Consider the following 14,043-nt stretch of genomic DNA (forward strand, 5'->3'; position numbering starts at 1 on the left):
CCAGATCGGACCGGCAACGGGTCAGATCCCGCACGACACGAAACTCGCCCGGATCATCTGCCGCTCAGCGACCTTGCACAGCCACATCGCATCCAACCGGTCGGTCTTCGGCCGACCGGGCAACTGCTTGACATCGCGGGCGTCGACCAGCCGCGGCTCGGACCCGCCCGCCTCCAGCAGATGGAACACCGCTTCCAGTAGCCCCCATGTCGCCTCCATCACCACCCGCGTCACCCCTGGCACTCGTAACCGGTCCGCCATCCCCAGCAGCGAGCGGGTCATCGTGGAGTACGACTCCACCTCCTGCCGCCGCGCTCCGGTTCAGCCGCCGGGGCCGCCCGTCTGTCGGGCCGAGACCAACACCACCTTGAACATTCTGGGCCAGAACTTCCCCGTGATCAGGAACTGATCCGTGCCAGGGACCGCCGCGATGCCGTTCAGCGTGGACCCCGGGACGAGTTCGTCGTCGCGCAGCAGGCCGGAGGCGTCGATGCTCGCCGTCACCGCTCCGTTGGCGGGATCGATGCGCACGATGCGGTTGGTGAAGAGCACGTTGGCGTACACGGCGGCGCCGACGCACTCCAACTCGTTCAGCTCCGTCACCGGCCTGCCCCCTTCGGTCACGGTGACCTCGCCCGTCTCCACGAGCGTCCCGGGGTCGCGGAACGTCAGCCGTGACGAGCCGTCGCTGGTCACCAGCCGGTGCCGGGCCTGCTGGAGGCACACGCCCCAGCCGTCGTCCGGGTACGGGACGCGACGCAGCTCCGCGAGCGTCTTGGCGTCGCGCTCGATGGCGATCCGGTCCCGCCAGGTGAGCTGCCACAGGGTTCGGCCGAGCACGGTGATGCCCTCACCGAACAACGGCGCGGGGAGTGCCGCGCGGATCGTGGGCTCTTTGCCCGGATGCCCTGCCCGTACCGAGGACCGGCCGGAGATGCCGGTGCCTTCGTAGAGCGTGTCGTCGGCCATCTCGAGTCCCTGGGTGAACGCCTGCGGGTCGTGCGGAAGGGTCTCGAGCACCTTGACCCGCAACGGCTCGACCCGATGCGCCGCGGTCTGCCTCCCCTCCACGGCTCGGCCTGCCGGGTTGTCGGGGGCGCGGTCTGCCGGGGGGCGTGACGCGAGCAGCAGCGCGGCCGCGAGTACGGCCCCTGCCGCGCGGCGCACGCGCTCAGACACGGCAGGTCCCTCCCGACTTGAGCGTGGTCCGTTGCGGCCTCACGAGGGACTGACGCAGCAGCGTCGGCGCGCCGTCCGCGTGCGGCTCCAGCAGGTGCAGCACCAGGGTGCGGCGGGCGCCGGCGGGCAGCTCCAGGTCCAGCGTGAACACGGAGTGGCGGCGTTCGACGCCGGGCGCGAGCAGCGCGCGGCGGCCATCCAGGGTCGCGTCGGCGAGGGTGGCTCCCACCCCGGCGTAGTACGACACCTGGAGGCGGTTGTCGCCCGGCCGGGTGCGGTAGGGAGGGGAGTCCGCTCTGATGGTCACGTAGTCGGGCAGGCCGGAGGCCGGCGCCCGGTTGGTCAGGGTCATGGTCACAGTGACCGTGCGGCCGCCGCCGGAGCAGGCGCCCGCTTCCCAGGTCAGGCTCCGGTCGAGGTAGTAGTCCAGTTTGCTGCCGGCCGCGTTGTTCACCACCAGTCCCGCGAAGGGGCCGGGAGTGTTGGGGAGCGTGCCCGAGTAGGGGCGGGACTCCAGGAGGCGCTGCTCCGCCGTGTGGGCGCTCCAGACCTTGAGCCGTCCGTCCCGCTGGACGTCGTTCACGGCGACGAGGAGTGCGGGCAGTCGGCGCGTGTCGTCGAGCGCCCCCATCAGCTGTGCGGCGGCGGCACGGGCGGCGTCGACGAAGAACGCCTTGCGCCGGGCGACGTCGTCGTACTTCGCGTAGCTGGCCCGTTCGGTGAGGTCCACGACGTTGTCGGCGGTGAGCTCGGTGCCGTCGGCCATGCGGGCCGGGCCGGTGACCCGCAAGAGACGGCTCAGCGTGACCGGGTCGACGGCGATCGCCCCGTCCACGCGTTCGCCGGTGTGCTTGCGCCATGCCGCTGCCCAGATGCGGGCCGCGTAGGGGAAGTGCGGGCTCTTGTTGGAGTTGGGCCACACGTGGATGGGGTCGCTGCCCGCGTAGCGGGCGTTGAACTCGGCCCCGAGGTCGATGTCCGGCTTCGTCGTTTCCATCTCGGTGTTGTTGCCGAACCGCTCGAAGGACAGCCGGCCCCGGTCGGCCCGCAGCACGGCGAAGGCGCCCGGAAGACCCCCGGTGCCTCGTGCCTCGGCGAGGTTCTGGAACGCGAGGAAGTAACGCCGTTGTCCTTGCGTACCGAGCATGGGCGGCAGGACGCGCGCCGCCAGGGAGGCGTCGGTCATCACCGGGGCGAGGCGGTCCAGCTGCTGTTGCAGCCCGGCACGGGCCCGGTCGGCCGCCGGGAGCCAGGTGGACCGGGGCAGACCGTGCACGTCGGTTCGCACCTCGGCAGCGACGTCTGCGGCCCGGGCGATCTCAGGCCCGTGGCGCTGCAACTCCGCGAGGGCCTCGGACATCCCGCCGCCGCTTCCGTGCGGCGTGGACGGCGGCAGGACCCCGGTCAGCGGGGTCAGCACGTCGCCGGCCAGCCGGTCCGCCGCGTAAGTGGCGCCGCGCACGGTTCTGACGGGACGCCCGAGGAAGGGCAGCTCTGCGGCGGAGTACCAGGCCGGCCCGGTGGTAAGACGATGTGCCCGAGTCGCGTGGACGGCGGCCGAGCGCACTGCCTGTTCCGCTACCTGCGCGGGCGCGGTCGCCTTTCCGGAGGCGGAGCCGGGCCCCGCCGCGGCCGTCGCCGAGTGCCGCAGCGCGTCGAGGTCCTGCTGGGCCGCGAGCAGCTCCGAGCGGGCGAGCAGCCCGGTGACACCGATCCAGACGGCGCCGGCCAGCGGGAGCAGCGCGATGGCCAGCAGTGCCTTCCTGCGTACGCGGCGGCGGTCCGGTGCCCGTTCGCCGGAGCGGTCTGCGCCGGGCATGCGGACAGCGTCCCGGCCGGGGCCGGGACGCTGTTCTACCGCCGCACGGATGTCTCGCTCCGTCATGAACTGCCCGTCATGAACTGCGGCGACGGCGCACGGCCAGCGTCGTGCCGCCGCCCGCCACGAGCAGCGCCGCCGCGGTGCCGCCCACGGTCAGGGCCTTCCCATTGCCCGTCTCCGCGAGGCCTTCGCGGTTCTGGTGCTGAGTCTGGTGCTGGTAGCCCGCCGGGTCGGCGACTGCGCCGCCTCCGAGGGATCCGTTGTGTCCGTCGTCATGTCCGTCGTGCCCACCGGGGTGCTCGGGCTTGTCCGAGTGGGTGGGCCGGCTGGTCGGGGTGTGGGTCGGTTTCGGGGGCTTGGTCGGCTTCGGGGGCTTGGTCGGTGTGGGTGTCGGAGTCGGCGTCGGAGTGCCACCGACCCCGCCCTGCACGTAGATGGTGACGCCGATGCTTTGGTCGGGGTTGTCCCCGGTGAGCCGGAAGACGTGCCAACCGGAAGGTGCCGTCTCCGGGATGTCCACGGTACCCGCCACCGATCCGTCGTCCTCGGCCTGGAAATTGCCGAGGACGATCGGGGTCGATTCCAGCAGTACCGTGATGCCCTGCCCGGGAGCGAAGACTCCCGCTGGCGTGTCGAAGCTCAACACTCCTCCGGCCGTGACCGTGGTGGTGCTGACGTTCAGGGGCGGGGGCGACCCCGGGTATGGCTGTGCGTAGGCGGCCTGAGCCCCAATCAGGGGTGCCGCGATGAGCATGGCAGCTGATGCTGCCGATGCCAGGGCGACCCTCCATCCGGGCGATGTCGTCATCCTCTTCACTCTCCTCGACTTCGATGCGGGCCAGGCTGCAGCGTCGGCCGTAATCCATGTCTGGGTACCAAGATCTGGATACATCGAATAAGTGGGACATACCGACATCTGTTGGTGTGGCGGTGCCCAGAAGTCACCGGATGGTGGAGCGCCTGCCCACTGTTGGCCCATGCCGCCGCGTCGAGTGGTCGGACGGTCTGCGCCACCGGGGTCGTCCGACAGCCCGACGCAGGGGTGGCTCCCCCAGTTCGAGCACGTGAGTCCCTATCTTCGGCTGTGCGCAGGGAACAGAACATTTCATTTCGGGTGATTGCCTCGGACCACGAGGGTTTATGAGGGGTGCAGCTTGGATCTCCACGGATTCCTGAAGGCTCTTGCCAGACGCTGGCCGACCGTCGTGGTCTGTCTGGTTCTCGCGATCGGGACGGCACTCGCCGTGACGCGCTTGAGCACCCCTGTCTACGAGGCCAGAACTCAGCTCTTTGTCGCCACCCACACCAGTGAGGAGGACACTGCCCAGCTGAACCAGGGGCAGAGCTTCTCGCAGGCACGCGTGCAGTCGTACGCCGAGATTGTGACGACCCGACAGGTGATGATGCCCGTGGTGAAAGAGCTGGGACTGCGCACCACGCCGGAGGAACTCGCGTCCCAGATCACCGCCGAGGCGCCGCTCAACACCGTGCTCATCGACATCAAGGTGCGGGACACCGTGCCCCGTCGTGCGGCACGCATCGCCAACGCCGTGGCGGAGCGGTTCATCACGGTCGTCGAGCGGCTGGAGACGCCCAAGCGCGCGCCCGGCAAGGGAAGCGAGAGTCGTGGCGGCGACATTCCCTCGCCCGTCTCCCTGGGCATGACCCAGGAGGCCGTCGCTCCCACCGGCCCGGTCTCCCCCCGGCCGCTGCTGAACCTGGCCGTCGGTGTACTCGGCGGCCTGCTGCTCGGCGCCGGACTCGTCGTCCTGCGCGAGACGCTCGACACCACCTTCAAGACGTCCGAGGCGTTGGGTGAGTTCACCGAGCTCCCGGGCCTCGGCGTCATCCCGTACGACAGGAACGCGCCGAAGCAGCCGCTTGTCAGCGCCGACGGGCACTCCCGGCGCGCCGAGGCCTTCCGCAAGTTGCGCACCAACCTGCAGTTCTCGCAGGTCGACGACCCGCCGCGGGTCATCGTCGTGACGAGTTCGGTGCCCGGTGAGGGCAAGACCAACACCGCGGTGAATCTCGCCCTCTCGCTCGCCGAGGCAGGTGTCTCCACCTGCCTCGTGGACTGCGACCTGCGCCGCCCGCGCGTGGCCGCTGCCTTCGGCCTGGTCCAGGACGCCGGTCTGACCACGGTGTTGATCGGGCAGGCCCGTATCGAGGACGTGATGCAGCAGGTCGGCGGCGGGCTGTCGGTGCTGGCCAGCGGCGCCGTACCACCGAACCCCACGGAGCTGCTCGGCTCGGCGCGCATGGAAGAGGTGCTGCGCGAGCTGGCGGACGCCTACGAGGCCGTGATCATCGACACTGCGCCACTGCTGCCGGTCGCCGACACCATCGGACTCGCCTCGCTCGCCCAGGGCGCGTTGCTCGTCGTCCGCGCTGCGAAGACCGGCCGGGACCAGGTGCGCACCGCCGCGGAATCGCTGGAGCGCGTGGGCGTCCGCGTCCTCGGTACGGTCTTCAGTATGGCTCCGGTTCCAAGGGGTGGCCGCTACGGCCGCTACGGCAACTACGGGTACGGCGAGCTGCCCGCTCCCCGTGCGTCGGCCCCCCGCGAGGAGGCCGTCGTACCCGCGGCGACGCATCTCGCGGGCGAGAAATGACCCGGGTCCTGTTCGTCTGCACGGGCAACGTGCACCGCTCGGTGCTCGCCGAGCGGCTGCTGGCCGCGAGGCTTCCGCCCGGCTCGGCCGTGCGGCCGGAGAGCGCCGGCACGGAGGCGTGGCCCCGGCCCGGCATGGAGAGCTCCACCAGGGCGGTGCTGGAGAAGCTGGGCGGTGACGGCTCCGGCTTCGCGGCCCGCCCGCTCACCGCGCAGCTTGTCGTGGGAGCGGCGCTGGTCCTCGGGCTCGGGCGCGAGCACCGGGAGGCGGCCGTGCGGCTCGCTCCGTCGGCGATGCGGCGCTGCTTCACCCTGAAGGAATTCGTGCGTCTCGCCGTGGGGGGAGTCGACGAAGTGCGGGGCGGGGAAGCGGGCGGGGAAGGTGCGGCGACCGCGCATGACGGCGTACCGGACGGGGAAGGCCGGCGGGTCGTGGACGGTTTCGACGGCGTAGTCGCGGCCGCGGCCGGCCGTCGCGGAGCCGCCGCCCCGGTCCCGCCGGCCGAGGACGACGTCGCGGACCCGTGGGGGAGGTCCCACTCGGTGCTGTACGGGTGCGCCCGCGAGATCGACGGGGCGGTGAGCACGCTCGGCCGGTTGCTGGGCGGCGGGGCGAGCGTCTGAATCTGGCCCGGGAAACACCCCTCCGTAGTTCTACGTGTTCGCGGGTTTCCCCGTCCTGAGGTGTGCTGAATCTGCTCTGGCCGCAGGCTGCTCGGCAGGCGCGTGGCCCTTTGCCCGGGCTCGTTGTGGCGATCTTCGGTCGCCCAAGAGCAACATGCTCACTCCACGTCGGCGACGACGGAACCGACACGTTCGGCCAGGCTCGGGTCGCGGCGGACCAGGAGCGTCGCGTAGCCGATGGCAGCGAGCAGGGTGGCCAGTGCCGCGAAGGGGAACCAGCTGTACGGCGCGGGCTGTCCTGGCTTGGCGAGGTAGTACAGCGGAACCAGGATGGCCAGGGTGCCGATCGCGGGCAGCACCAGGTGCCGGACCGTCCGGAACTCCTGTGGACGGTACCTGCGGTAGTACAGCGGCAGGGCGATGTTGGACGCGAGGTAGACCAGCAGGATCAGGATGGCGCCCAGGCTCGATGACTCGGTGAAGAAGACCACGGGGTTCATCGAGCCGCCGTCGGACCCGAGCAGATGGCCCAGGCCCCAGCCTCCGATGATCAGCAGTGCGGTGGCGGTGAAGGTGACGATCGCGTTGGTCGGCGTGCGGCGGGTGGGGTGCACGTAGCCGAAGAAGGACGGGAGCAGCCCCTCGCGTCCGGCGTTGAACACCATGCGGGCCTGGGAGTTGATGCCGGCGATCAGTACGCCGAGGGTTGAGGTCAGGCCGCCGATGTAGGCGACGAACGCCAGCGCTCCGAGCGTGTCGTGGGCGACGTCGATGAAGGGAATGCGGGAGTCGCCGAGACGGGCCACGTCGTAGTCGAAGCCGGTCACCGTGGCGTAGGAGAAGAGGATGTAGCTCACTGTCATGATCGCGACGGAGAAGAACACGGCGCGGCCGACGTTGCGCCGCGGGTTCTCCGTCTCCTCTGCCAGCGCCGCCGAGTTCTCCCAGCCGATGAACAGGTACACCGCCAGCGGGAAGCCCGCTGCCAGGCCCCTGAGGCCGTGGCTGATGTGGCCGGGGAGGAACGGGTCGGCGGAGAGATGGCCGCGGTGTTCGACGATCGCCGCGATCGAGACGACGACCAGCACCAGCATCTCCACGCCGAAGAAGAAGCCGGCCCACTTGGTGGAGACCACCACCCCGCGCAGCATCAGCACCACCGACAGTCCGGTCAGCAGCAGCGTCCAGATGATCCACGGCAGGTCGACGCCGGTGTAGTGGTGCAGCGTGATCTGTACGAACCCACCCGAGATCGCGATGACGGAGGCCATCGCGATGATGTAGCCGAGTCCGGCCAACAGAGCCGTGGTCACCGCGCTGACCGGTCCGAAGGTCTTGCCGACGAAGGTGATGAAGCTGCCCGCCGAGGGGTGTGCCCGGGAGAACTCGGCGAGCGTGTTGCCAAGCAGCGCGACCGCGACGCCCGCGGCGGCGATGGTCAGCGGGGACGCGATGCCCGCGGTGGTGGCCAGGAAGGCGAAGCCGAAGAAGAAGCTCATGGCCGGGCCGACGTTGGCCATGGTGGCCGCGGCGATGTCCGCCATGCCGAGGACACCGCCGCGCAGGCGCTGGGGCGTGCCGCGGACGGGGCCCGATGTCGACGACGGGCCGACGGCTCCGGGGTCAGGCATGGCGGCAACTCCTTCTGCGGTGTGGCGGCGCAAGGGGCGTGTGAGGTGTCGGCACTGGGGTCGGCACGACCGGGCGTCAGCTCGGGCGGGCGTGCTGGTGCGCCTTCACCGCCCGCACGGCCGGGTCCATCGCACCGCGGCCGAGCTCGGCGAGCAGGTCGGCGTGGCAGCGGTTTTGCGCGCGTACCACCTCGGGCGTCGGATCGGGCAGCAACAGGCACAGCCGACCGAGCAGGTCGGCGGCGAACTCGCGGATTCCGGCGCCGCCGAGCGCCTCCGCGAGGTCGAGATGGAAGCGCGTCTCCAGTTCGAGCAGTCGTGCCTGGTCGTCGGCCACGTCCATCTCGTCGACCAGGGCCTGCAGCGCTTCGAGTCGATCGGGCGGGACCTCGCCCGCGCCGTGCGCCACGAGGCCGCACTCGAGCAGGAGGTGGAAGGCGTCCAGTGAAGCCGCCTCATCGGCGTCGTGCATCAGAGCGACGACCGCGTCCCATTCCGGCGCGACGAAGGTGCCGCCCGCACGGCCTCGTCGGCGGTCGAGCAAGCCGTCCTGGCACATCCCCTCCAGCGCGCGGCGCACGGTGATCTCACTGATCCCCAGCTCCTCGGCGAGGACGCCGGCGTCCGGCAGCCGGTCCCCCGGAGACACGGACTTCAGGCGCACCCGCAGTGCTATCCGTGACCGGACGAGCTCCGATCCCGTCTGGCCCCTGCCGGGCAGGACACGGGCGTCTCGTACCCCGGCGACCAACCCAGGCCGCGCTGGACCTGGCTGGTTGTAGGGCCCGAACTTGCCCGCTGGATTCACCACGACGCCACCCTAACGGCCTGCTGAGCGGGGTCACGGCCCGCGGCGACGCCCTCCGCACCGGTGGTTCTCGCGACCGTGCCGCGGTGTTGCGCATAGGGGCTCCCACGGGTGCCGGAACACAGGAGACGACGCGGCAGCCGTATGGGAAGTAGCAGCTCCGCGCTGCACGGAAAATAGAGCATGGTGAACACTTAAACAAGCCTTGTTCTTTTAGATCGTAGTGAACTATTTTCCCCTCACGGCGCCCGTCCCCCTTCGGTGAAAGCTGTGCGGTCAACCCCCGCCCCAGCTCGCCGACGCATGTCCTCTTCCGCACTCCCTCCATGGATGTCGAGATGACTACACGTCCCCCGCTCTCCACCGCAGACCCGTCGGCCACCACCCAAAGCACCCCGGCAGGATCATCCGGCCTGCAAGCCGGACTGAAGAACCGACACCTGTCGATGATCGCGATCGGCGGTGTCATCGGCGCCGGCCTGTTCGTCGGCTCCGGCTCCGGCATCGCTGCCGCGGGCCCCGGCATTCTCGTCTCCTACGCGCTCGTCGGGGTCCTCGTCGTCCTCGTCATGCGCATGCTCGGCGAAATGGCCGCGGCCAACCCCACGTCCGGCTCGTTCTCCGCCTACGCGGACCGCGCGTTGGGCCGCTGGGCCGGATTCACGATCGGCTGGCTGTACTGGTTCTTCTGGGTCGTGGTGCTCGCGGTCGAGGCGACCGCCGGAGCCAAGATCCTGGCGGGCTGGATCCCGGCGGTCCCGCAATGGGGCTGGGCCCTGATCGTCATGGTCGTCCTCACCGCCAGCAACCTGGCCTCGGTCGGCTCGTACGGCGAGTTCGAGTTCTGGTTCGCCGGCATCAAGGTCGTCGCCATCGCCGCGTTCATCGTGATCGGCGCCCTCGCGATCTTCGGGCTGCTGCCCGGCTCGGACCACCCGGCGTCCGGCTTCTCCAACCTGACCGCGCACGGCGGGTTCCTGCCGCACGGGCCGGGGGCGATCCTCACCGGCGTCCTGATGGTGGTCTTCTCCTTCATGGGCAGTGAGATCGTCACGCTCGCGGCCGGTGAGTCCAAGGATCCACAAGGTGCGATCACCAAGGCCACCAACAGCGTGATCTGGCGCATCGCGGTGTTCTACCTGGGCTCGATCCTGATCGTGGTGTCGCTGCTGCGCTGGGACGACCCGGCGATCCTCAAGGACGGCTCGTACGTCGCCGCACTGAGCTCCATCGGCATCCCGCACGCCGCCCAGATCATGAACGCCATCGTGCTGACCTCCGTGCTGTCCTGCCTCAACTCCGGCCTCTACACCGCGTCGCGGATGGCGTTCTCCCTCGGCCGGCGCAGTGACGCTCCGGCCGCCCTCGGCCGCACCACGGGTCGTGGCGTGCCGCAGTCGGCCATCCTGGCCTCGGTGGTCTTCGGCTTCGTCGCGGTCGGCTTCAACTACCTGTGGCCGGACACGGTCTTCCAGTTCCTGCTCAACTCCTCCGGCGCGATCGCCCTGTTCGTCTGGCTGGTGATCTGCTTCTCCCAGCTGCGGATGCGCAAGATCATCCAGCGGGAGGCGCCGGAGAAGCTGATCGTCAAGATGTGGCTCTACCCCTACCTGACCTGGGCCACCATCGCCCTGATCACGTTCGTGCTGGGCTACATGCTGACCGACACGGCCGAGGGCGGCGGCCGCGACCAGGTGGTCCTGTCCACCCTGGTGGCCGTGGGCGTGGTGGCTATCGCGCTGGTCCGCGAACGACTGGGCCGGAACAGGACGCACAGCGCGGTCACCCCGTCATAGGGGCCGACCCGTCATAGGGGCCGGCCCGGTCGTGCGGGCCGGCCCGCAGTCGGTCCGCAAGGCGTACATCGTCCTCAGCCGTGTCCTCGATTACGCGGTCAAGTCCCGTCGCCTGGGCGGCGTTCCTCGACCACGGACACGTATGCGTCGAACCGCAGGGTGGGCAACTGCGGCGGAGCAACTTCCGGGACGACCGGGTCACGGCCCGGAAGGCAGCAGGTGGCACGTCCGAACTGCACTTCCACAATCTCCGCCACACCGGCAAAACCCTGGCCTCGACCGCCGGAGCCGGCGCTCGTGAGCTGATGCCCCGCATCGGCCACAGCAGCGCGCGTGCCGCGCTGATCCATCAGCACATGACCAGCGACCGTGACCAGACCATCGCCGATCGTCTCGGCGCCATGATCCGCGACGGTGGGGGCCTCGGCTCATGGCATGTGGCATCCACATGGCATGAGTGGGACGCGTGTGGCACGGCCTCGAACAAGACGAAGGGCCGGCTGGGGAGGAGGCCTCTCCTGAGACGGCCCTTCTCGCTGTGCCCATGGAAGCGGTCGCCGTCGGACTTGGCGGCCGCCTGCTCCTTCGCCCAGGTGCGGTAGCTCTCGGCGGAACGGGGTGGGTGCAGCAGGTCCCCCAACCGCTCCTCATCAGCGGTGAAGCGCATGAACGCGGTCCAGTCGTAGGGCTCGACACCACGCAGGCGTATCCGCTTGCTCTTCCAGAACGAAGTCATCCGCCATTGGATCAAGACGAGGTCATCCGGCGTCTGCGCCGAACTCGCGCTCTCAGCTTGGGAGCTCAGATGATCTAGGGCCGATTGCCGTGCTGACCTGCGGAGGAGCGGTGTCGCTGTCCGGCTGGTCGCTGCCTCAGTCTCCGACATTCCCTGCTGTTCCCCGCACGACCTGGCCACGGATCTGGGACGTCCGTCGTGGGCGCCAACCGTGGCCACAAGGCCGTTGTCAGTGGCGGGAGGTGGCCGTTCGTGCAGAGCCCGTAGCCCTGCTCCCAGCGCACGGACAGCCGTACCGGGATCCAACCTTCCACAGGGCGCCGACGGCGCTGTCGCCACCCCTGCCGGAGGGGAACGGGCAGGGCGGTCCACGGCGACGCAGACTTCGGCGACTTTGCGAATTCATGTGCGGTTGTTCCGCGTTCGTTTCCTGGCTGGTCCCGGGGCTAATTCCTGATCGGTCGTACGATCGGGCGGCCGCCGGGCGGGGACCAGACTTTCGGGGCCGTGTTGGTCCCGAACCAGTTGGCGGTATCCGCGAGCTGCCGTCGGCCGGCGGCTTTCTCCCTGTCCGCGTGCGAGAAAACCCCTTTCACCGACGGGAGACCTGAGTGTTCTCTGCCCACAGGGCCAACGGGGGCGTAAGACGCAGGCGACGGACGCGGAGAGTCGTTCCCGCCGCCGTGGCGCTTGCCGCCGCCCTCGCCGGCGCCCTCACCTTGGCGTCCGCCCACGCTTCCCCCGCTCCCGCTCCCGCTGCCGCTCCCGCGCCGGCGAGGGCGGCGGTCCCCTCACAGGCCCAGCTGACGGCCCGTGTGAAGGGCGCACTGCGGACCGACCAGGCCTCGCAGACGCGGTCCAAGCCGTCTGCGACCACCGCGACGCCGACCGCCACGTCCTCCGCCTCCGCGACGTCCACCGTCGATCCGAAGATCATCGGTGGTACGGAGACCACGATCGCCAAGGCTCCGTGGATGGCGCAGCTCTGGTACTACGACGACAAGGGCACCAGCGACACCTCGGACGACACCGGCTTCTTCTGCGGCGGCTCGGTCGTGTCCCCGACGAAGATCCTCACCGCCGCGCACTGCGTCAAGGGCTACGACTGGTATGCCAACGGCACCATCGTCACCGGCACCGACCAGCTGCCGACCGACAACAGCGACGGCTCGGTCGACCTGCACGGAGGCACCGTCTCCAGCGTATGGCGGCAGTGGAACCACCCGTCGTTCAACCTGACCACGATCGACAACGACATCGCGGTCCTGACGCTGCCGAACCCGGTCAGCGCCAAGCCCATCAACATCACCACGTCGAACGACACCTCCTCCTACACGGCGGGCACCAATGCCACCCTGTACGGCTGGGGCCGCACCAGCTCCACCAGCGGCGACATCGCGCAGACGCTGCGCACCGCGACCCTGCCCATGGTCGCGGACGCCACCTGCTCCAGCACCTACACCACCAACTTCGTCGCGGGCCACATGGTCTGCGCAGGCACCCCGGCCACCGGCTCGGACAGCGGCACCGTCGCCGCCTGCAACGGTGACTCGGGCGGCCCGCTGATCGTCGGCGGCAAGATAGTCGGCGTGGTCTCCTGGGGTGTCGAGGACTGCGTGGCCTCCGGCTCGTACAGCGTCTTCACGAAGGTCAGCACGTACGTCGGCGCGACCTACCCGCGTATCGACGACACCAACCTGAGCGGCGACGCCATGGCCGACCTGTTCGTGCGCCGCGCGTCCGACAACACCGGCTTCGAGTACGACTCCAAGGGCACGTCCTTCGCCACGCGGATCTCCTGGGGCTCCTACAGCGACAAGAACGTCGTCCTGCAGACCGACCTCAACCGGGACGGCTACCAGGACCGGATCATCCGCCGCGCCTCCACCGGCGCCGTCTACTGGCGGCACTACATCCCGGCGAGCGACAGCTGGACCACCACCCTGGTCTTCGGCAACTGGTCCACCCGTACGAAGATCGTCGCACCGGGCGATGTCACCGGCGACGCCCTGCCCGACCTGCTGTCGGTGACGGCGAGCGGAATCCTCTACATCTACCCGGGCCTTGGCAACGGCACCTTCGGCTCGCCGGTCGCGGGCGGTAGCGGCTGGAACCAGTACAACCAGCTGCTCGGCCACGGCGACTTCACCGGCGACGGCAAGGCCGACCTGATCGCCCGCAGCAGCAGCAACTCCTACGTCTACCTCTACCCGGGCACCGGCAAGTCCGGTTCGGGGGCGTTCGGCGCCCGGATCCAGGTCCGTACGTGGAGCCAGTTCAACGCGTTCGACACCGTCGGCGACATCACCGGGGACGGCAGGGCCGACCTCGTCGCCCGCACCTCGGCCGGCACGCTCTATCTGTACCCGGGCACGGGCAAGGCCACGTCCGACATCTTCAGCACCCCTGTGACGATCGGTACCGGCTGGCAGCAGTACAACCTCTTCGGCTGACGGCGGACCGTTGCTGAGCGGCCCCCGGCGTGTCCTCGGGACACGCCGGGGGCCGCGTTCACACGGGCCGGTCACTGAACCCCTTAAAAGGGGAGCACCGCTTTAGGAGTTCGCCCAAGTGAAGGGACTGCCTGGACTCCGAGCGCATGGCAGGGGACTATGAGTGCTCCGTGAGGCGTTCAAAGCCTGTTGGGTGTGCAGACGTTGCCGTCAAAGACTGCCGTCACTGCCGTCGTTCCCGAGTGGGCTGGCTGGCAGCGGCGTGCCCGGGAATTCCTATGCCACCTAGTGTCCTGCGCCAGAGATCCGTCGGCAGAAGCGGGCGAGGGAGTCGAGGATCTCTTGGGCTGTCTTGGTCCAGATGAACGGCTTGGGGTCTT

General features: G+C 69.7%; 11 protein-coding genes. 5 read left to right on the forward strand and 6 right to left on the reverse strand.

Going from position 1 to position 14,043, the window contains the following annotated elements:
* Window positions 1–21: 21 nt before the first annotated feature.
* The 4 genes from ACIBK0_RS33305 to ACIBK0_RS33320 all read right to left on the reverse strand — a co-directional run bounded on the left by ACIBK0_RS33305 (window position 22) and on the right by ACIBK0_RS33320 (window position 3,644).
* Window positions 22–282 carry a hypothetical protein gene (locus ACIBK0_RS33305; RefSeq protein WP_399088061.1) on the reverse strand — a complete coding sequence of 87 codons (261 nt, stop codon included), beginning with the start codon at window positions 280–282 and terminating at the stop codon, window positions 22–24.
* Between the two features lie 39 nt (window positions 283–321).
* Entirely contained in the window at window positions 322–1,179 is an 858-nt protein-coding gene (locus tag ACIBK0_RS33310; protein WP_399088063.1) for a glutaminyl-peptide cyclotransferase, read from the reverse strand.
* Window positions 1,172–2,998, reverse strand: a complete 1,827-nt coding sequence (locus ACIBK0_RS33315) for a DUF4012 domain-containing protein (RefSeq protein WP_399088066.1) — start codon at window positions 2,996–2,998, stop codon at window positions 1,172–1,174. Before ACIBK0_RS33315 ends, ACIBK0_RS33310 begins: the two co-directional genes overlap by 8 nt.
* A gap of 76 nt (window positions 2,999–3,074) precedes the next feature.
* Window positions 3,075–3,644, reverse strand: a complete 570-nt coding sequence (locus tag ACIBK0_RS33320; protein WP_399088068.1) for a hypothetical protein — start codon at window positions 3,642–3,644, stop codon at window positions 3,075–3,077.
* 511 nt (window positions 3,645–4,155) lie between these two features.
* Here ACIBK0_RS33320 and ACIBK0_RS33325 point away from each other — a divergent pair.
* On the forward strand, window positions 4,156–5,616 hold the full coding sequence (locus tag ACIBK0_RS33325) for a polysaccharide biosynthesis tyrosine autokinase (RefSeq protein ID WP_399088070.1): 1,461 nt from the start codon (window positions 4,156–4,158) through the stop codon (window positions 5,614–5,616).
* On the forward strand, window positions 5,613–6,239 hold the full coding sequence (locus ACIBK0_RS33330) for a low molecular weight phosphatase family protein (protein WP_399088072.1): 627 nt from the start codon (window positions 5,613–5,615) through the stop codon (window positions 6,237–6,239). Before ACIBK0_RS33325 ends, ACIBK0_RS33330 begins: the two co-directional genes overlap by 4 nt.
* 158 nt (window positions 6,240–6,397) lie before the next feature.
* On the opposite strand, the gene ACIBK0_RS33335 is transcribed toward ACIBK0_RS33330, so the two are convergent.
* Both ACIBK0_RS33335 and ACIBK0_RS33340 read right to left on the reverse strand, forming a co-directional pair.
* Window positions 6,398–7,870, reverse strand: a complete 1,473-nt coding sequence (locus ACIBK0_RS33335; protein ID WP_399088074.1) for an APC family permease — start codon at window positions 7,868–7,870, stop codon at window positions 6,398–6,400.
* 76 nt (window positions 7,871–7,946) lie between these two features.
* Complete coding sequence (locus tag ACIBK0_RS33340) at window positions 7,947–8,681, reverse strand: FadR/GntR family transcriptional regulator (protein ID WP_399088076.1); 735 nt, start codon at window positions 8,679–8,681, stop codon at window positions 7,947–7,949.
* A 335-nt stretch (window positions 8,682–9,016) separates the two neighbouring features.
* Here ACIBK0_RS33340 and ACIBK0_RS33345 point away from each other — a divergent pair, with 335 nt between their 5' ends.
* From ACIBK0_RS33345 to ACIBK0_RS33355, 3 genes are all read left to right on the forward strand, one after another.
* Window positions 9,017–10,474, forward strand: coding sequence for an amino acid permease (locus ACIBK0_RS33345; RefSeq protein WP_399088078.1), 1,458 nt, complete (start codon window positions 9,017–9,019; stop codon window positions 10,472–10,474).
* Window positions 10,475–10,554: 80 nt separating this feature from the next.
* A complete protein-coding gene (locus ACIBK0_RS33350) occupies window positions 10,555–11,076 on the forward strand; it encodes a tyrosine-type recombinase/integrase (protein ID WP_399088081.1) in 522 nt (173 codons plus the stop codon).
* An 817-nt stretch (window positions 11,077–11,893) separates the two neighbouring features.
* Window positions 11,894–13,663: a trypsin-like serine protease gene (locus tag ACIBK0_RS33355; protein WP_399088083.1), complete on the forward strand. Its 1,770-nt coding sequence runs from the start codon at window positions 11,894–11,896 to the stop codon at window positions 13,661–13,663.
* Window positions 13,664–14,043: the final 380 nt, after the last annotated feature.

Origin of the sequence: Streptomyces sp. NPDC050564 (assembly GCF_044457265.1) — a bacterium.
Taxonomy (GTDB): domain Bacteria; phylum Actinomycetota; class Actinomycetes; order Streptomycetales; family Streptomycetaceae; genus Streptomyces.